The sequence below is a fragment of the Pseudomonas sp. PDM22 genome, from assembly GCF_014851965.1.
In the GTDB taxonomy this organism is placed as follows: domain Bacteria; phylum Pseudomonadota; class Gammaproteobacteria; order Pseudomonadales; family Pseudomonadaceae; genus Pseudomonas.
In genome coordinates this window covers 436573-456897 of sequence record NZ_JACVAR010000004.1, presented here as the reverse complement: position 1 = coordinate 456897, position 20325 = coordinate 436573, and the positions used below count along the sequence as shown (strand labels likewise).

10 protein-coding genes are annotated in these 20325 nt (G+C 66.2%); 8 read left to right on the top strand and 2 right to left on the bottom strand.

Annotated elements, in window-relative coordinates; genetic code table 11:
• Window positions 1-24: 24 nt before the first annotated feature.
• Complete coding sequence (gene glnE / locus IB255_RS17015; RefSeq protein WP_192210595.1) at window positions 25-2970, bottom strand: bifunctional [glutamate--ammonia ligase]-adenylyl-L-tyrosine phosphorylase/[glutamate--ammonia-ligase] adenylyltransferase; 2946 nt, start codon at window positions 2968-2970, stop codon at window positions 25-27.
• 244 nt (window positions 2971-3214) lie between these two features.
• On the opposite strand from glnE, the gene aceE reads away from it, so the two are divergent.
• The 4 genes from aceE to msrA all read left to right on the top strand — a co-directional run bounded on the left by aceE (window position 3215) and on the right by msrA (window position 11264).
• A complete protein-coding gene (gene aceE / locus IB255_RS17010; protein WP_081515467.1) occupies window positions 3215-5863 on the top strand; it encodes a pyruvate dehydrogenase (acetyl-transferring), homodimeric type in 2649 nt (882 codons plus the stop codon).
• A gap of 11 nt (window positions 5864-5874) precedes the next feature.
• Complete coding sequence (gene aceF / locus IB255_RS17005; protein WP_192210594.1) at window positions 5875-7518, top strand: dihydrolipoyllysine-residue acetyltransferase; 1644 nt, start codon at window positions 5875-5877, stop codon at window positions 7516-7518.
• A gap of 288 nt (window positions 7519-7806) precedes the next feature.
• A complete protein-coding gene (locus IB255_RS17000) occupies window positions 7807-10506 on the top strand; it encodes a putative bifunctional diguanylate cyclase/phosphodiesterase (RefSeq protein WP_081515465.1) in 2700 nt (899 codons plus the stop codon).
• A gap of 110 nt (window positions 10507-10616) precedes the next feature.
• Window positions 10617-11264 (top strand): peptide-methionine (S)-S-oxide reductase MsrA, encoded by a 648-nt coding sequence (gene msrA, locus IB255_RS16995; protein WP_081515464.1) that lies wholly within the window; start codon window positions 10617-10619, stop codon window positions 11262-11264.
• Window positions 11265-11314: 50 nt separating this feature from the next.
• Here msrA and IB255_RS16990 read toward each other — a convergent pair whose 3' ends face one another.
• On the bottom strand, window positions 11315-12151 hold the full coding sequence (locus IB255_RS16990; RefSeq protein WP_192210593.1) for a 23S rRNA (adenine(2030)-N(6))-methyltransferase RlmJ: 837 nt from the start codon (window positions 12149-12151) through the stop codon (window positions 11315-11317).
• A gap of 178 nt (window positions 12152-12329) precedes the next feature.
• On the opposite strand from IB255_RS16990, the gene IB255_RS16985 reads away from it, so the two are divergent.
• The 4 genes from IB255_RS16985 (at window position 12330) to mscK (ending at window position 20274) form a co-directional block, all read left to right on the top strand.
• Window positions 12330-14132, top strand: coding sequence for an acyl-CoA dehydrogenase (locus IB255_RS16985; protein WP_192210592.1), 1803 nt, complete (start codon window positions 12330-12332; stop codon window positions 14130-14132).
• Window positions 14133-14297: 165 nt separating this feature from the next.
• On the top strand, window positions 14298-14981 hold the full coding sequence (locus IB255_RS16980) for a hypothetical protein (protein ID WP_192210591.1): 684 nt from the start codon (window positions 14298-14300) through the stop codon (window positions 14979-14981).
• A 100-nt stretch (window positions 14982-15081) separates the two neighbouring features.
• Window positions 15082-16824: a potassium/proton antiporter gene (locus tag IB255_RS16975; protein WP_081515459.1), complete on the top strand. Its 1743-nt coding sequence runs from the start codon at window positions 15082-15084 to the stop codon at window positions 16822-16824.
• A gap of 84 nt (window positions 16825-16908) precedes the next feature.
• On the top strand, window positions 16909-20274 hold the full coding sequence (gene mscK / locus IB255_RS16970; protein WP_081515458.1) for a mechanosensitive channel MscK: 3366 nt from the start codon (window positions 16909-16911) through the stop codon (window positions 20272-20274).
• Window positions 20275-20325 lie beyond the last annotated feature (51 nt).

The window sequence follows — 20325 nt, the reverse complement described above, 5'->3', positions numbered from 1 at the left end:
TGTTTCATGGGAAATCGCAGCGAATCAGGTCAGCTCGAAGGCCTTCCACATCTGCATCACCATGCGACGTTCCGCATGGAAGTGATCGCCGCTCACCACGCCCGGCTGCTTCTGCAGGGACAATCGGTGCGCCGCCGCCCGGTAGGCCTTGTAGGCATCCTGCAGCTTCAGGACATCCTCGCCGGACATCAACCCGACCCGCTCCAGGGCTTCCAGAATGCGGATATTGTCGGTGAACTCCACCAGCTCCGGGTGTTGCCACGACCAGGCCAGGGCCGCGTATTGCACCATAAATTCGATATCGACGATACCACCGGCATCCTGCTTGAGATCGAACGGGGCCGCGGCCTCGAAGGCATTCGTCGCGGTGCCGGCGGCCGTGCTCGGGGTGCCGAGGTTGTCGCGCATCTTCGCGCGCATCTCGCTGACTTCCTTGCGCAGCTCGGCCAGGTCGCGCTGCTGGCCCAGCACTTTCGCGCGGATCGCTTCGAACGCCACGGCTACCCGCTTGCAGCCGGCCAGCACACGGGCGCGCACCAGCGCCTGGTGTTCCCAGGTCCAGGCCTCGCCCAACTGGTAGGCCTCGAAGGCGCGCAGCGAGCTGACCAGCAGGCCGGAAGCGCCGCTCGGGCGCAGGCGCATGTCCACTTCGTAGAGCATGCCTGAGGGCGTCTGCGCGGTGAGGAAGTGGATGATCTTCTGCCCCAGGCGCGTATAGAACTGCGCCCCGTCGATGGGCTTGGCGCCGTCGGTCTCGCTCTGCGGGTCGCCGTCGTGGATGAACACCAGGTCCAGGTCCGAGCCGTGGCCCAGCTCCAGGCCGCCGGACTTTCCGTAGCCGATGATGATGAAGTCCGGGTCGCAGGGCGTGCCGTCCACGCGGGTGGGCCGGCCGTGGCGCTGCACCAGTTGGTCCCAGGTCAGGCTCAGCACCTGCTCGAGGATGGCTTCGGCCAGCCAGGTCAGGTAGTCGCTGACCTTCATCAGCGGCAGGGTCCCGGCGATTTCCGAAGCCACCACGCGCAGGGCGTGGGCCAGCTTGAAGTGGCGCAGGGTTTCCATCTGCTGCTCAAGGTCATCCTCGGGAATGCGCATCAGCCGCTCGCGCAGCTCCGCGCCCAGCTCGGCAGCCTGCGGCGGACGGAACAGCCGCCCTTCATTCAATAGCTCGTCGAGCAGGATCGGGAAGCGGGCGATCTGCTCGGCCACCATCGGGCTGGCCGCGCAGAGCGTCAGCAGACGCTCCAGTGCACCGGGGTTCTCGGTGAGCAGCACCAGGTAAGCCGAGCGCCGCGCCACCGCCTCGATCAACGGCAATACGCGCTCCAGCAACACGTCCGCCGGGCCGCGCTCGGCGATCATGTTCAGCAGGCGCGGCATGAAGGCATCCAGCCGCTCACGGCCCAGGCGCTGCATGGCGCGCACCTGCGGACCATTGCGCAGGTCGGTCAGGCGCTTCCAGGCCGCCGCCGACTGGGCGAACCCGGCGTCGGCGAACTGCCGGCAGGCGGACTCTTCATCCACCGCCTCTTCCCACAGCGGAATCCACTCGCCGCCAATGGTGGTATCCACCTGGCCTTCTTCATCTTCATCCGGGTCGGCGATGACCTGGCGGAAATGCCAGTCGATGCGCTCGCGCCACTGGTTGGTGGCCTGGTGGAACGCCGACCAGTTGGCGAAGCCCATGATGAAGGCAACGCGGATACGCTCGAATTCGTCTTCCGGCAGCATCTGCGTCTGGCGGTCGGCGATGGCTTGCAGGGCGTGCTCGGCGTAGCGCAGGAACTCGTAGCCCTCGCGCAGCTCGCTGACCACCTGCGGCGGCAGGTAGCCCTGCCCTTCAAGGATCGCCAGCACGCGCAGCAGCGGTCGCTGCTGCAGGCTGAGGTCACGGCCGCCATGGATCAGCTGGAAGGCCTGGGCGATGAACTCCACTTCGCGGATGCCGCCGGCGCCCAGCTTGATGTTCTCGCTCATGCCCTTGCGCCGGACTTCCTGCTGGATCAGCTGCTTCATGGTGCGCAGCGCCTCGATGGCGGAGAAGTCCAGGTAGCGCCGGTAGACGAACGGACGCAGCAACTCCAGCAGGCGCTGGCCGGCCTCCTGATCGCCGCCGACGACGCGGGCCTTGATCATCGCGTAGCGTTCCCAGTCGCGCCCCTGGTCCTGGTAGTACTGCTCCAGCGCGGCGAAGCTGTGCACCAGCGGGCCGCTGGAGCCGTAGGGTCGCAGGCGCATGTCGACGCGGAAGGCGAAGCCTTCGACAGTGATGGCATCCAGCGACTTGATCAGCTTCTGCCCCAGGCGGGTGAAGAACTCCTGGTTATCCAGCGCGCGCTTGGCGCCCTGGGTCTCGCCGCCCTCGGGGTAGCCGAAGATCAGGTCGATGTCGGAGGACAGGTTCAGCTCGCCCGCGCCCAGCTTGCCCATGCCCAGCACGATCATCTTCTGCGGCAGGCCCGAACGGTTGCCGATGGGCACGCCGAACTGCTGGCAGTGGCGCTGGTAGAGCCACGCCAGGGACTGGTCGATGCTGGCGTCGGCGAGGTCCGACAGGTCGCGACAGGTGCCGGCCAGGTCGCTGCGGCGGGTCAGGTCGCGCCAGATGATGCGCATCTGCTGGCGCCGACGGAAGCGGCGCAGGCGGCGGCCCAGCTCGTCCTCATCGGCACAGTCGGCCAGCAGCGCTTCCAGCTGCGCGCCCATCTCGCCGGGCTGCAGGGCACGCTCCAGCTCGCCGGTCGCGGCCAGCGCCAATAGAAAGGCAGGATCGCGCTGGACCTGCTCGGCGACGAAATCGCTGCCGGCGGTGACGCGGGCGAAATCGGCATGCCGCTCGTCGGACCAGCTGTCGAAACTGGCGATCTGCTCGGCGGAAAGCGCGGCGATGGCGGTGCGGAAATTCTGCTCAGCGCGCTCGGCGAGAGGCTTGAGAGTAGCCGGCAAAGCGGCCAGGGACGGCAGGCTCATGGTCTATCCTGAGTGGTCGGCGAGGCGCCGGCATTCCTGTCTTTTCGCGCCCCTGTAGTTTTACTACTAACTTTTTCAGGGGGAGGGATGTATCCGCTGGCGATTTGTAGTAAAACTACAACCCGCCGGGCGTACCCCCGGAGCACTTCCAAGAATTCGCCGCGTCGCCCACGAGGTTGGCGCAGCTGTCGGCAACGATCTACTGGCTTCCGATTCTGGAAGCCTTTCCGCCCTGGAGCAAGCCATGCAAGACCTCGATCCCGTCGAAACCCAGGAATGGCTGGACGCCCTGGAATCGGTCCTGGACCGTGAAGGTGAAGACCGCGCCCATTACCTGATGACCCGTATGGGCGAGCTGGCCAGCCGGTCCGGCACCCAACTGCCCTACGCGATCACCACGCCGTACCGCAACAGCATCCCGGTCACCCACGAAGCCCGCATGCCCGGCGACCTGTTCATGGAACGCCGCATCCGCTCTCTGGTGCGCTGGAACGCCCTGGCGATGGTGATGAAGGCCAACAAGGCCGACCCGGATCTGGGTGGTCACATCTCCTCCTTCGCCTCCTCGGCGACCCTGTATGACGTTGGCTTCAACTACTTCTTCCAGGCCCCGACCGACGAACACGGCGGCGACCTGGTGTTCTTCCAGGGCCACGCCTCCCCCGGCGTCTACGCCCGCGCCTTCCTCGAAGGCCGCATCAGCGAAGACCAGCTGAACAACTTCCGCCAGGAAGTGGACGGCAACGGCCTGTCTTCCTACCCGCACCCCTGGCTGATGCCGGACTTCTGGCAGTTCCCGACCGTTTCCATGGGTCTGGGCCCGATCCAGGCGATCTACCAGGCGCGCTTCATGAAGTACCTGGAAAGCCGCGGCTTCATCCCCGCCGGCAAGCAGAAGGTCTGGTGCTTCATGGGCGATGGCGAGTGCGACGAGCCCGAATCCCTGGGCGCGATCTCCCTGGCTGGCCGCGAGAAGCTGGACAACCTGATCTTCGTCATCAACTGCAACCTGCAGCGCCTCGACGGCCCGGTTCGCGGCAACGGCAAGATCATCCAGGAACTCGAAGGCGTGTTCCGTGGCGCCGAGTGGAACGTCAACAAGGTGGTCTGGGGTCGCTTCTGGGACCCGCTGTTCGCCAAGGACACCGCCGGCCTGCTGCAGCAGCGCATGGACGAGGTCATCGACGGCGAGTACCAGAACTACAAGGCCAAAGACGGCGCCTACGTGCGTGAGCACTTCTTCGGTGCGCGTCCGGAGCTGCTGGAGATGGTCAAGGACCTCTCCGACGAGGAAGTCTGGAAACTCAACCGTGGCGGCCACGACCCCTACAAGGTCTATGCGGCCTACCACCAGGCGGTCAACCACAAGGGCCAGCCGACCGTCATCCTGGCCAAGACCATCAAGGGCTACGGTACCGGTTCGGGCGAAGCGAAGAACATCGCGCACAACGTCAAGAAGGTCGACGTCGAGTCCCTGAAGTCGTTCCGCGACAAGTTCGACATCCCGATCAAGGATGCCGACCTGGAAAACCTGCCGTTCTACCGCCCCGAGGAAGGCAGCGCCGAGGCCAAGTACCTGGCCTCCCGCCGTGCCGCGCTGGGCGGCGTGATGCCGGTTCGCCGCGAGAAGAGCTTCCAGGTCCCGGTTCCCCCGCTGGAAACCCTCAAGGCCATGCTCGACGGCTCGGGCGACCGCGAAATCTCCACCACCATGGCCTTCGTGCGGATCATCTCGCAGCTGGTCAAGGACAAGGAACTCGGCCCGCGCATCGTCCCGATCGTGCCGGACGAAGCCCGTACCTTCGGTATGGAAGGCATGTTCCGCCAGCTGGGTATCTACTCTTCCGTCGGCCAGCTGTACGAGCCGGTGGATAAGGACCAGGTGATGTTCTACCGCGAGGACAAGAAAGGTCAGATCCTCGAGGAAGGCATCAACGAAGCCGGCGCCATGTCCAGCTGGATCGCCGCGGGTACCTCGTACTCCACGCACAATCAGCCGATGCTGCCGTTCTACATCTTCTACTCGATGTTCGGTTTCCAGCGTATCGGCGACCTGGCCTGGGCCGCTGGCGACAGCCGCGCGCACGGCTTCCTGATCGGCGGCACCGCCGGCCGTACCACCCTCAACGGTGAAGGCCTGCAGCACGAAGACGGTCACAGCCACCTGCTGGCGGCGACCATCCCGAACTGCCGCACCTACGATCCGACCTACGCGTACGAGCTGGCGGTGATCATCCGCGAAGGCTCGCGCCAGATGATCGAAGAGCAGCAGGACATCTTCTATTACATCACCGTGATGAACGAGAACTACGTCCAGCCGGCCATGCCCAAGGGCGCAGAGGAAGGCATCATCAAGGGCATGTACCTGCTCGATGAGGACAAGAAGGACGCCGCGCATCACGTGCAGCTGCTGGGCTCGGGCACCATCCTGCGCGAAGTCGAAGCCGCCGCGAAGATCCTGCGCGAAGACTTCGGCATCGGCGCCGATGTCTGGTCGGTACCGAGCTTCAACGAACTGCGCCGCGACGGCCTGGCTGTCGAGCGCTGGAACCGCCTGCACCCGGGTCAGAAGCCCAAGCAGAGCTACGTCGAAGAGTGCCTCGCCGGCCGCAAGGGCCCGGTGATCGCCTCCACCGACTACATGAAGCTCTACGCCGAGCAGATCCGTCAGTGGGTGCCGAGCAAGGAGTTCAAGGTCCTGGGCACCGACGGCTTCGGCCGCAGCGACAGCCGCCGCAAGCTGCGCGACTTCTTCGAAGTCGACCGCCACTGGGTCGTGCTGGCCGCGCTGGAAGCCCTGGCCGATCGCGGTGATATCGAACCCAAGGTCGTGGCCGAAGCCATCGCCAAGTTCGGCATCAACCCCGAAAAACGCAACCCGCTGGACTGCTGAGGAGAGGCACGATGAGCGAACTGATTCGTGTACCCGACATCGGCAATGGTCAGGGTGAAGTCATTGAACTGCTGGTCAAGGTCGGCGACACCGTCGAGGCCGACCAGAGCCTGCTGACCCTGGAATCCGACAAGGCCAGCATGGAAATCCCCTCGCCGAAAGCCGGCGTGGTGAAGAGCCTGAAGGTCAAGGTGGGCGACACCCTGAAGGAAGGCGACGAGATCCTCGAGCTGGAAGTCGAGGGTGGTTCGGCTGCCGCCGAAGCGCCCAAGGCCGATGCTCCGGCGCAGGCCCCGGAAGCACCGAAGGCAGAGGCTCCGGCCGCTGCCCCGGCGCCGGCTGCGGCGCCCGCCGCTGCCAGCGTCCAGGACATCCACGTCCCGGACATCGGCTCGGCCGGCAAGGCCAATGTCATCGAAGTCATGGTGAAAGCCGGCGACACGGTCGAAGCCGACCAGTCGCTGATCACCCTGGAGTCGGACAAGGCCAGCATGGAAATCCCCTCGCCGACCTCCGGCGTGGTGGAGAGCGTGTCGATCAAGATCGGTGACGAAGTCGGCACCGGCGACCTGATCCTCAAGCTCAAGGTCGCGGGCGCTGCTGCTCCGGCCGCCGCAGAAGCTCCGGCTGCTGCACCGGCTCCGGCCGCTGCCGCTCCGGCCGCAGCTCCCGCACCGGCTGCCGCGGCCCCGGCCAAGGCTCCGGAAGCCGCACCGGTGGGCGCGCCCAGCCGTGACGGCACCAAGGTTCACGCAGGCCCCGCAGTGCGCATGGTCGCCCGCGAGTTCGGCATCGAGCTGGGTGAAGTCAAAGGCACCGGTCCCAAGGGCCGTATCCTCAAGGAAGACGTGCAGGCGTTCGTCAAGGAACAGCTGCAACGCGCCAAATCCGGCGCGCCGGCTGGCGCTACCGGCGGCGCGGGCATCCCGCCGATTCCGGAAGTCGACTTCAGCAAGTTCGGCGAAGTGGAAGAAGTGGCCATGACCCGCCTGATGCAGGTCGGCGCCGCCAACCTGCATCGCAGCTGGCTGAACGTGCCGCACGTGACCCAGTTCGACTCGGCCGACATCACCGAGATGGAAGCCTTCCGCGTGGCCCAGAAAGCCGTCGCGGAGAAGGCCGGCGTCAAGCTGACCGTGCTGCCGATCCTGCTCAAGGCCTGCGCTCACCTGCTCAAGGAAATGCCGGACTTCAACAGCTCGCTGGCCCCCAGCGGCAAGGCGCTGATCCGCAAGAAGTACGTGAACATCGGCTTCGCCGTGGACACGCCGGACGGTCTGCTGGTCCCGGTGATCAAGAACGTCGACCAGAAGAGTCTCCTGCAGCTCGCCGCCGAAGCCGCCGAACTGGCCGAGAAAGCGCGCACCAAGAAGCTCTCCGCCGACGCCATGCAGGGCGCCTGCTTCACCATCTCCAGCCTCGGCCACATTGGCGGCACCGGCTTCACGCCGATCGTCAACGCGCCGGAAGTGGCGATTCTGGGTGTCAGCAAGGCGACCATGCAGCCGGTGTGGGACGGCAAGGCCTTCCAGCCGCGCCTGATGCTGCCGCTGTCGCTGTCCTACGATCACCGCGTGATCAACGGGGCGGCCGCCGCGCGCTACACCAAGCGCCTGTCCGACCTGCTGGGTGATATCCGCACCCTGCTGCTGTAAGCGCTGCAAGTGTTGCTCTTATAGGTGTTGCAAGGGGCCGGCCCCGCGCCGGCCTTCCTCTCGACGAGCACGCCACGCTCGTACTCTCCAGCCCTGCCGGATGGCGGGGCTTCTTTTTGTCCGGACCGGCGGTCACGCCTGGCGCCCGGCACTGCCTCAACTTCGCTCTGTGACGGCCGATACAGTCTTGGCTTGTCATGGCCCCGTGCCTCATGCAAATCTTGCCAACGCCCATAGAAGTCGGGCGAGGCCATGTACCTCGTCCAGCACCCTGGAAATCCACCGCGCATGAAGAGTCATCCCGATGCCGCCAGCCGTCAGGCGGCCGAGGTTGTCACGCAGCTTCCCGTCCCTTCGAGGCTCGGGATGCTGCGCTTCGAGCGCCTGAATGAACCCAGCTGGACCCTGCTGTTCCTCGACCCCGGCTGTGAGCGCCAGATCGGCGTGCCGGCCCAGGACCTCTGCGGCATCCTCGACGCCCCCTACGCCAGCCTGATGGAGCCCGAAGCGCGCCATCGCCTGCATGAGCAGGTGCAGCAGCAACTGCTCAAGGACGGCCGTTACCGGGTGCGCTACCTGCTCCACTCGCCGCGCGGCACGCTGAACGTGCTGGAGGTCGGCGAAAGCTTCCAGCAACACGGCCGCCAGCTGCTCCACGGCTATCTGCTGCAGACCGAGGCGGACGAGCACGAAACCGAACTGGACCCGCGCCTGCTGGACCTGGAAGCGCAGAACATCCGCCTGAAGATGTCCCTGGAGATGTACCAGCGCTCCCAGGACGAACACCTGCAGCACCTGGTGCGCTCGCGCACCCAGCAGAACCTGATCGTGCGCCTGGCGCGCCACCGTTACCTGTCCAGCGACCCGCTGCTCGAGGCTGCCCAGCTGATCGCCCAGGCCGCCTGCGAGGCCTACGACGTGGCCCGCGCGGGCATCTGGCGCCTGCACACCGACCATCGCCTGGAAGCGGTGACCATCTACCGCCGCGACACCGATCAGTACGAAAAGCCGCAGGACATCGACGCCAGCAACTTCCCCAATTACCTCGACGCGGTCCACAGCGGCCGCGCCATCGACGCCCACAACGCCCAGCAGGACCCGCGCACCCAGGAACTGGCCCAGCGCTACCTGCGCCCGCAGGGCATCAGCGCCATGCTCGACGCCACCATTCGCGTCGGCGGCGAAGTGGTCGGCGTGCTCTGCCTGGAACACGTCGGCGAAGTGCGCATGTGGCAGAGCGACGAGATCGCCTTTGCCGGCGAACTGGCCGACCAGTACGCCCAGGTGCTGATGAATCACGAGCGGCGCAACGTCTCCAGCGCCCTGCACCTGTTCCAGCGCGCCGTCGAGCAGAGCGCCAGCGCCTTCCTGCTGATCGACCGCGACGGACTGGTGGAATACGTCAACCCGAGCTTCACCGCGATCACCCAGTACGGCGCCGACGAAGTGCGCGGCCGCCGCCTGCCTGAGCTGCCGGCACTGGCGAACCTCAGCGAGCTGCTGTTCGACGCGCGCTCCACCCTGGTCACGCAGAACAGCTGGCAGGGCGAGTTCCGCAGCCGGCGCAAGAACCTCGAGCCGTACTGGGGCCAGTTGTCGCTGTCCAAGGTCTACGACGACAAGGGCGAGCTGACGCACTACATCGGCATCTACGAAGACATCACCCAGAGCAAGCTGGCCCAGCAGCACATCGAGAAGCTCGCCTACCGCGACAACCTCACGGGCCTGGCCAACCGGCACTTCTTCATCAACGCCCTGGAAGAACGCCTGCAGGTGGGCAGCGAACATTCGCTGAGCCTGCTGCTGGTGGACATCGACAACTTCAAGCGGATCAACGACAGCCTCGGCCACCAGACCGGCGACAAGCTGCTGGCCAACCTTGCCCGCCGCCTGCGCAGCAGCCTGAGCGACAGCGCCACCCTGGCGCGCTTCGCCAGCAACGAATTCGCCGTGCTGCTGGAGGAGTCCGTGGCCGGCCGTGGCGAGAAGGTCGCCGCGCAGATCCTCGACGTGCTCGACAAGCCGCTGTTCGTCGACAACCAGCTGATCAGCATCACCGGCTCCGTGGGCATCGCCTACGCGCCGCAGCACGGGCAGGACCCGCAGACCCTGATGAAACATGCCGGCCTGGCGCTGCACAAGGCCAAGGCCAACGGCAAGCACCAGGTGCAGACCTTCACCGAGGCGATGACCGCCGAGGCCAGCTACAAGCTGTTCGTCGAGAGCAACCTGCGCCGCGCGCTGGTGCAGGACGAACTGGCCGTGCACTACCAGCCCAAACTGTGCCTGCGCAGTGGCGCGCTGCTCGGCCTGGAAGCGCTGCTGCGCTGGCAGCACCCGGAGAAGGGCATGATCCGCCCGGACCAGTTCATCAGCGTCGCCGAAGAAACCGGTCTGATCATCCCCATCGGCAAGTGGGTGATCCGCCAGGCCTGCCGCCAGGTGCGCGAGCTGGCCGCCAAGGGCCTGGGCGAGCTGCACATGGCGATCAACCTGTCGCCCAAGCAGTTCAGCGACCCGGACCTGGTCGGCTCCATCGCCGCGATCCTCCACGAGGAAAGCATCCCGGCCTGCCAGCTCGAGCTTGAACTCACTGAAAGCCTGCTGCTGGATGCCACCGACGACACCCGCCAGCAGCTGGAGCGCCTGAAGAGCCTCGGCCTGACCCTGGCCATGGACGACTTCGGCACCGGCTACTCGTCGCTGAGCTACCTGAAGAAATTCCCCATCGACGTGATCAAGATCGATCGCAGCTTCATCAAGGACATCCCCGACAACCAGGACGACATGGAAATCACCTCGGCGGTGATCGCCATGGCCCACAACCTCAAGCTGCAGGTGGTCGCCGAAGGCGTCGAGACCGCCGCCCAGCTGGCCTTCCTGCGACGCAACCGCTGCGACATCGGCCAGGGCTACCTGTTCGACAAGCCCATCCCCAGCCACGACCTCTCCTCCAGCCTGCAGCGCTACCCCTGCCGCCCGCACTGAGCCGCGCTGGCACAGCGTGCCCGCAGCCATCCCCGCTTCCGGAAAAAACGCTGTAATCTTCGGCGAGTACCCGAGTCTATTGCCGCCCCTATTCAGAGGAGACGAATGCCATGACCCTGCGCTCGCAAATACTTGCCCACAAGCTGGAACTGCCCAGCTCCGCCCAGGCCCTGCCGGGGCGTGAAAGCCCGATGCCGGTGCCCGAAGCGCATTACGTCAATGGCCGCCCGCTGTCCGCGCCCTACCCGGCCGGCGTGCAGCAGATCGTGGTTGGCCTGGGTTGCTTCTGGGGCGCCGAGCGGCGCTTCTGGCAGCAGCCAGGCGTTTGGGTCACCGCGGTGGGCTATGCCGGCGGCTTCACGCCGAACCCGACCTACGACGAAGTCTGCTCCGGCCTGACCGGCCACAGCGAAGTGGTGCTTGTGGCGTATGACCCGCGTGAAACCAGCATCGAGGCGCTACTGAAGGTGTTCTGGGAATCCCACGATCCGACCCAGGGCATGCGCCAGGGCAACGACACCGGCACCCAGTACCGCTCGGTGATCTACTGGTTCGACCAGGCGCAGAAAGCCGCCATCGACGCCAGCCGCACGGCCTTCCAGAAAGAACTCGACGCCAAGGGCTACGGCGCGATCACCACGGAAATCCGCGAAGTGCCGCCGTTCTACTACGCCGAGGCCTACCACCAGCAGTACCTGGCGAAGAACCCCAACGGCTACTGCGGCCTGGGTGGCACGGGCGTCTGCCTGCCGGCGTGAAGCTTCGCCGGCCACACCACGAAAAAGCCCCGGCACTGCCGGGGCTTTTTTCATTCGGCGATCAGCCAGTCCACCTGGCTGCTGCCTTCGCTCTGCGCCAGTGTCTCGGCCAACCACGGCAGCAGGCCGCGCAGCTCCTCGTCCAGCGGCCACGGCGGGTTCACGATCACCAATCCGGAGCCGTTCAAACGATCAGCCGTCTCGGCCGGATGCACGCACAGCTCCACGCGCAGCATCTTCGGCGCCGAGCTTTTCTCCAGGCGCTGGTAGAAACGCTTGAGCTGGCGGCGGTCCTTGATCGGGTACCAGATGGCAACCACGGTCTGGCGCATGCGGCCGATGGCTTCGTCGAGCGCGGTCACGCAGCGCTCCAGGTCGTCCGGCTGCTCGAAGGGCGGGTCGATCAGCAGCACGCCGCGCTTCTCGGAAACGGGCAGGAAGGCACGGGGCAGCAGCCAGCCGTCGCCCTGGTGTACCGAGATGCGGCGCTCGCCGGCCATGTTGGCCTTGAGCAGGCGACCGTCTTCGGGGTGCAATTCGTTGAGCATCACCCGATCCTGCGGGCGGGTCAGGCGACGCGCCAGCTCCGGCGAGCCGGGGTAGAACGCCAGGCCACCGTCGGGATTCAGCGCACTCACGACGCCCAGGTAATCCTCCAGCAGCTCCGGCAGGTCATCGCGCTCGACCAGGCGACCGATGCCCGATTCCCACTCGCCGGTGCGGCTGGCTTCATCGCCCAGCAGGTCGTAGAGGCCGATGCCGGAATGGCTGTCGAGGTAGGCAAACGGCGTGTCCTTGCGCGCCATCAGCGCGAAGATGCGGGCGAGGACGATGTGTTTCAGCACGTCGGCGTGGTTACCGGCGTGGTAGGCGTGGCGGTAGTTCATGGATAGCGGACTCCTCAAGGCGCGCAGTTTAGGTCCTGGGGCGGGTGCGGTGCGAGCCCGCCGTCGCCGGGGCCCGCCGGGAGGCCGGGCGTTTTAGCCCTTTATCACGCTCATGGATGATTCTGTGCGCGCTTCATTCACCAGACTAGACTGCGCCGATTCCCACGGAGGTCGATCCATGTCCGAGACCCTGCTCAGCTCCCGCAACCTCGCTTTCGAACTCTACGAAGTGCTCGACGCCGAGGCTCTGACCCAACGCGAACGCTTCGCCGAGCACAACCGCGAGACCTTCGACGCCGCCCTGGGCACCGCCCGCGGCATCGCCGAGGAGCTGTTCGCCCCGCACAACCGCAAGAACGACGAGAACGAACCGCAGTACGTCGACGGCGGCGCGGTGCTCATCCCGGAAGTGAAGCCGGCGGTGGACGCCTTCAACGAGGCCGGTTTCCAGAACGCCTCGCGCAGCTTCGAACAGGGTGGCATGCAGCTGCCGCACCTGCTGGCGCGCGCCTGCTTCGCGCACTTCCAGTCGGCCAACATCGCCACCTCGTCCTACCCGATGCTGAGCATGGGCTCCAGCCACCTGATCGAAACCTTCGGCAGCGAAGAACAGAAACGCCTGTTCCTGCAGCCGATGATCGAAGGCCGCTGGTTCGGCACCATGGCCCTGACCGAGCCCCATGCCGGCTCGTCCCTGGCCGACATCCGCACCCGCGCGGAACCGGTCGCCGACGGCAGCTACCGGATCAAGGGCAACAAGATCTTCATCTCCGGCGGCGACCACCCGCTGTCGGACAACATCGTGCACATGGTGCTGGCCAAGCTGCCCGACGCACCGCCCGGTGTGAAGGGCATCAGCCTGTTCATCGTGCCCAAGTTCCTGGTCAACGAAGACGGCTCGCTCGGCGCGCGCAACGACGTGACCCTGGCTGGCCTGTTCCACAAGATGGGCTGGCGCGGGACCACCTCTACCGCGCTGAACTTCGGTGACAAGGGCGAGTGCGTCGGCTATCTGGTCGGCAAGCCGCACCACGGCCTGGCCTACATGTTCCAGATGATGAACGAGGCGCGCATCGGCGTCGGCATGGGCGCCATCATGCTCGGCTACGCCGGCTACCTGTACTCCCTGGAGTACGCCCGCGAACGCCCGCAGGGCCGCCCGGTGGACGCCAAGGACCCGACCTCCGCGCCGGTGTCGATCATCGAGCACACCGACGTGCGGCGCATGCTGCTGACCCAGAAGGCCTACGTCGAAGGCGCCTTCGACCTCGGCCTGTACGCCGCGCGCCTGGTGGATGACTGCGAGACGCTGGCCACCGAAGAAGAACGCAAGCAGGCCCACGAGCTGCTCGACCTGCTCACCCCGATCGTCAAATCCTGGCCCTCGGAGTTCTGCCTGAAGGCCAACGAGCTGGCGATCCAGATCCTCGGCGGCCACGGCTACACCCGTGAATACCCGGTGGAGCAGTACTACCGCGACAACCGCCTGAACCCGATCCACGAAGGCACCCACGGCATCCAGTCGCTGGATCTGCTCGGCCGCAAGCTGGCGCAGAACAACGGCGCCGGCCTCAAGCAACTGACCCGCCTGATCAGCCAGTGCTGCGAGCGTGCCAGCGCGTATCAGTCGCTGGACAAGCTGCGCGAGCCGCTGGAGCAACTGATGGCGCGCCTGTCCGCGACCACCCTGAGCCTGCTCGGTGACCTGATGCAGGGCCGCGTGGCCCAGGGCCTGGCCAACTCCGCGCTGTACCTGAAGGTCTTCGGCCACGCCGTGATCGGCTGGCGCTGGCTGGAGCAGGCCATTCGCGCCGAGGAGGGGCTGGCGCGTGGCGATGCGTCGGACACTGACTTCTACCGCGGCAAGCTGCAGGCCGCGCGCTACTTCCTGACCTGGGAAGTGCCGTCCTGCCACCACGACCTGGCGCTGCTCGAAGGCCGCGACGATACCTGTTCCACCATGCAGGACGCCTGGTTCTAGGCCCCGGCATGTCCCTTTCGCCCCGGTCACGTCCGGGGCTTTTTTATGCCTGTGGAAAAGTGCCGTTTCGACAGGGATGCGGATGTAAGCCGAATGAACTGAACGAAGATTCCGACAACAACAGCTGACCAGGCCGACAGCGAAGCCAGGGGCAATTGCCGTTGAATGGCGCCCGCGCAACTTTTCGCCTTCACGACCCTGGCCATGCATCCCTCCTTACTCACTACCACCTCACGCCGCTGCCTGCAGCTTTTCCCGCTCATCGCCGTCATTGCCGCGCTGGGCTGCGTGCTCGCGCTGTTCAATACCGGCCCTGCCGATGCGCTGCCCCAGAGCGACCCGCAAAGCAGCCTGGCGTCCCCACTGAATTCTGCGCCGATCTTCACCGAGCCCAGCACGGAAGCCTTGCAGCATGCCGACGACTATCTGCTGAGCATCGACAAGGCCATGTCCAATGGCCTCGAAGTCCTGCGCGGCGGCGACGGCAAGTCGATCGCCGCGCAGAGCCGCTACTTCAATGCCCTGGTCAACGCCGGCTACGCCCAGTTCGGCTCGTCCTACTACGATCCGCTGGGCAGTTGCGGCGTCGCCGGCAGCTCGGCCCGCCATCTGTGGCATACGCAGGTCCGCACCATCGGCGGCGAGGCGAACATCGCCGGCGAAATGCGCAGGGCTCGCACCACCTTGCAGCGCGACCGCCAGGCCTGCCTCGATGCCGTCCGGCTGCCCCTGGACGAGGCCGTCGCCTGGGCGCCCACCCAAGTTACCTCACCAAGTCTGGTACCCACCTGGGCCACCGCCGGGGCGTGGCCGGAAAGCGCCGCCGAACGGTCCTCAACAAACCTTTGACAGCCTTGTAAATCCGCAGGTTAGAATCGATTGGCATGCGGCCTGCATCCTGATCCCCAAGTAGCGTCGCCACTCCCCTACTCCCCAGGAGGTCGACACCTTGGATGCCGTGGCCATCAACAGCTATTTCCTGATCGCTGCTGTGCTGATCGGCATGAGTATCCTGGTCAGTTCGCTTTCCTCGCGCCTGGGCATCCCGATCCTGGTCATCTTCCTCGCCGTGGGCATGATCGCGGGCACCGACGGCCCCGGCGGCATCGGCTTCTCCAACTACCCCATGGCCTACCTGGTGGGCAACCTGGCGCTGGCGGTGATCCTGCTGGACGGCGGTTTGCGCACGCGGGTGTCGAGCTTCCGTGTAGCACTCTGGCCGGCCTTGTCGCTGGCCACCGCCGGGGTGCTGATCACCGCCGGGTTGACCGGCATCGCTGCCGCCTGGCTGTTCAAGCTGAGCTGGATGGAAGGGCTGCTGATCGGCGCCATCGTTGGCTCCACCGACGCCGCAGCGGTGTTCTCGCTGCTCGGCGGCAAGGGCCTGAACGAGCGGGTCACCGCTACCCTGGAAATCGAATCGGGCAGCAACGACCCCATGGCGGTGTTCCTCACCGTCACCCTGATCGATATGCTCGCCCACGGCGAAAGCGGCCTGTCCTGGAGCTTCCTCTGGCACTTCCTGCGCGAGTTCGGCATCGGCTCGGTGCTGGGCCTCGCCGGCGGCTGGCTGCTGCTGCAGGTGATCAACCGCATCCACCTGGCCAACGGCCTCTACCCGTTGCTGGCGATCAGCGGCGGCCTGCTGATCTTCGCCCTGGCCAACGCGGTGCACGGCAGCGGCATCCTCGCCATCTACCTGTGCGGCCTGGTGCTGGGCAACCAGCCGATCCGATCGCGCCACGGCATCATGCACATGCTCGACGGCATGGCATGGCTGGCGCAGATCGGCATGTTCCTGGTGCTGGGCCTGCTGGTCACACCCCACGACCTCTGGCCGATCGCCCTGCCCGCCCTGGGCCTGGCGCTGTGGATGATCCTCTTCGCCCGCCCGCTGTCGGTGCTGGTCGGCCTGTTCCCGTTCCGCGCCTTCCATGGCCGCGAGAAGGCCTTCATCGCCTGGGTCGGCCTGCGCGGCGCGGTGCCGATCATCCTCGCGGTGTTCCCGCTGATGGCGGGCCTGCCCAACGCCCAGCTGTTCTTCAACGTGGCCTTCTTCATCGTGCTGGTTTCGCTGCTGGTGCAGGGCACCAGCCTGCCCTGGGCCGCCAAGCTGCTGCGCGTGGTGGTGCCGCCGGACCCGGCGCCGATCTCCCGTGCCGGCCTGGAAGTCCACCCGACCAGCGAGTGGGAGCTGTTCGTCTACCACCTGAGCAAGGAAAAGTGGTGCATCGGCGCCGCCCTGCGCGAACTGAAGATGCCCGAGGGCACGCGTATCGCCGCGCTGTTCCGTGGCACCCAACTGCTGCACCCGTCCGGCAGCACCATCCTCGAAGCCGACGACATCCTCTGCGTGATCGGCCACGAGCACGATCTCTCGCCGCTGGGCAAGCTGTTCAGCCAGGCGCCGGATCGCGGCCTCAGCGCACGCTTCTTCGGCGACTTCGTCCTCGAGGGCGACGCCCAGTTGTCCGCCGTGGCCTCGCTCTACGGCCTGAAGCTCGAAGGCGTCGACGGCGAGCAGAACCTGGGCCGCTTCATCGCCCACGAAATCGGCGGCCAGGCGATCATCGGCGACCAGGTGGAGTGGAACGGCCTGACCTGGACCGTGGCCGCCCTGGACGGGAACAAGATCCGCAAGGTCGGGGTCAAATTCCCCGAAGGTCGTCCCGGTCCGGGACTCTTCCTCTGACCGCCCACCGGCGCCCGCTTGCGGGTGCCGGCCAGCCAGCACTACCCTCACTCCACTTTTTCGCACGAGCCGCTGAACGCGACCATGTCATTCCTGCTGCGTACTCTCCTGACTGCTGTCCTCCTGGGCAGCTCGCTCACCGGCCTGCCCGCGCTGGCCGCCGATACCACCGTCCCCAGCGCCGAGAAGGTGCAGCAGAGCCTCGACGGCCTGGCCGACCGCAAGCTCAGCGATGCCGAAGCCAAGCCGGTCAAGGCCAGCCTGGAGAACACCCTCAGGCTGCTGGCAGCCAAGGAAGACAGCGAGAAGCAGCTCAGCGAGCTCAACGGCCGCCTGGCCGATGCGCCCAAGCTGATCAGCGAGAACCAGAAGGCCCTCAGTCGCCTCAAGGGCAGTGCCGACAAGCCCGCCGCCCAGCGCTATGGCGGCTATAACGCCACCCAGCTGGAAATGCTCCTCAACGAGCAATCCACGCAGCTGGCCGCCTGGCAGAAGGAGATGATCGACGCCAAGAGCGAGATCCTCACCGCGCAGACCCGCCCCGAGCGCGCCCAGGCCGACCTGAGCAAGAACCAGACGCGCCTGCTGGACATCAACACCGCCCTCAAGGCCGGCAAGGAAGGCGCCAAGCCCCTGACCGACGAACGCCGCAACGAGCTGCTCGCCGAGCAGGCCGCGCTGACCGCGCAGAACCTGCTGCTGCGCAAGCAACTGGCCGGCAACAACCTGCTGCTCGACCTCGCCTCCAGCCAGCGCGACCTGCTGGCCGAACGCATCGGTCGCGAAGAGCGCGAAACCCTCGAACTGCAGGCGATGATCAGCGACAAGCGCCGCGAGCAGTCGGAGAAGACCGTCGCCGAGCTGTCCAAGGACGCCGACCAGGCCGCTGGCACCGACAGCCTGCTGAGCCACGAGAACGCCGCCAACCTCAAGCTCTCCGACTACCTGCTGCGCACCACCGACCGCCTCAACACCCTGACTCGACGCAACCTGGAAGCCAAGCAGCAGCTGGACAACCTGACCCAGGGCGAGCAGGCCCTCGACGAGCAGATCAACGTGCTGCGCGGCAGCCTGCTGCTGTCGAAGATCCTCTACCAGCAGAAGCAGTCGCTGCCGGTGATCAAGACCGACCAGGACCTCGCCGACGAGATCGCCGACCTGCGCCTGTACCAGTTCGAGCTGAACCAGAAGCGCGACGAGATCAACAACACCCAGGTCTACATCGACAACCTGCTGGCCCAGCAATCCCAGGAAAGCGTCACCGCGCAGCTGCGCCACGACCTGTCCGAGCTGGTCGACACCCGCCTGGAACTGATGGAGCGCCTCAACCACGAGCTGAACGCGCTGCTCAACGAAGCCATCACCCTGCAGCTGAACCAGAAGCAGCTCAAGGAAACCAGCAGCAGCCTGCGCGCCACCCTCGACGAGCAGATGTTCTGGATTCCCAGCAACCGCCCGCTGGACCTGTCGTGGTTCAAGATGACCCCGGCCCTGCTGCACCACCAACTGGCCGAAGTGCCCTGGGGCTCGGGCGTCAAGGAGCTGGGCGAGGGCCTGATCGACCGGCCCTTCCTGTTCCTGCCGCTGCTCCTGCTGGTTGCCGCCCTGCTGTGGAAGCGCAAGTTCCTCTACGACAAGCTGGAATCGCTGAACGACGATATCGGCCACTTCAAGCGCGACAGCCAGGCCCACACCCCACTGGCCCTGCTGCTCGCCGTGCTGCTGGCACTGCCCGGCACCCTGGCCCTGGCCATCGCCGGCCTCGCCCTGCTGCTCGACGCCCGCGGACAGAACGCCACCCTGGGCAGCGCGCTGCTGGAGATGGCGCAGGTCTGGCTGGTGTTCTACACCGCGCACCGCATCCTGCGCCCGGGCGGCATCGCCGAGCGGCACTTCCACTGGAGCCAGCCGCAGGTGCAGTTCCTCGGCAAGCTGATGCGCCGACTGGGCCTGGTGGTGATGTCGCTGGTCGCCGTGGTCACCGTCGCCGAGCACTCGCCGGCCTCGCTGGCCGATGACGTGATCGGCATTGCCGTGGTGCTGTTCGGCTACGGCGCAATGACCTGGCTGCTCGCCCAGCTGCTGTTCAACAGCCCGTCCAGCGAACGCCCGTCGATGATCAAGATGATTGTCGGCCTGGGCTTCACCGCCCTGCCGGTAGCGCTGTTCCTGGCCGTGGGCTTCGGTTACTACTACACCGCGCTCAAGCTCACCGACCGGCTGATCGATACCCTGTTCCTGCTGATGTTCTGGATGGTGGTGGAAGCCACCTTCGTCCGCGGCATGGGCGTTGCCGCCCGCCGCCTGGCCTACCAGCGCGCCCTGAAGAACCGCCAGAACGCGCCCAAGGAAGGCATCGAGGGCACCGAGGTGGTCGAAGAACCGACCCTGGGCATCGAGCAGATCAACGAACAGTCCATGCGCCTGATCCGCCTGGGCCTGCTGATCGGCTTCGTGGTCACCCTGTACTGGGTCTGGGCCGACCTGATCAGCGTCGTCTCCTACCTCGACAACGTGACCCTCTACCAGTACACCAGCGGCACCGGAGATGCAGCGTCCACAACGCCGATCAGCCTGAGCGACTTCCTCATGGCGCTGGTCATCGCCGCCGTGACCGTCGCCCTGGCGCGCAACCTGCCCGGCCTGCTCGAAGTGCTGGTGCTGCAACGCCTGACCCTGGCCCAGGGCAGCGCCTACGCCATCACCACCCTGCTGTCCTACACCATCAGCGGCATCGGCTTCGTCAGCGCGCTGTCCACCCTCGGGGTGAGCTGGGACAAGCTGCAATGGCTGGTGGCCGCGCTGTCGGTCGGCCTCGGCTTCGGCCTGCAGGCGATCTTCTCCAACTTCGTCTCCGGCCTGATCATCCTTTTCGAGCGCCCGGTGCGGATCGGCGACGTGGTGACCATCGGCACGCTGTCCGGCACCGTCAGCCGCATCCGCATCCGCGCCACCACCATCACCGACTTCGACCGCAAGGAAATCATCGTCCCCAACCAGACCTTCATCACCGGCCAACTGGTGAACTGGTCGCTGAGCGATACCGTCACGCGCGTCACCATCAAGATCGGCCTGGCCTACGAGAGCGACCTGCCGCTGGCGCGCAAGATCATGCTCGACGCCGCCCACGCCAACACCCGCATCCTGCGCGACCCGGAGCCGGTGGTGTACTTCACCCTGATCAGCGCCAGCACCTTCGACTACGAGCTGCGCTTCCACGTCCGCGAACTGGGCGACCGTAACCCGGCGGTGGACGAGACCCTCACGCGCATCGCCCTGGCCTTCCGCGAAGCCGGCATCGACATGGCCTTCAACCAGGTCGACGTGTTCCTGAAGAACTTCCAGGGCCAGGAAGCCCAGGTCATCGTCGGCCAGCAGCAACCCGCTGCCGCACCCGTGAAGATCGGCGGCCCCCAGGGCACCGACAAGCCTGGCGGCGACAAGGCCTGAGGGTGGACGCCTTCGGACAAGTCCGAGCACAATGCTCGGACTTGTACCGGA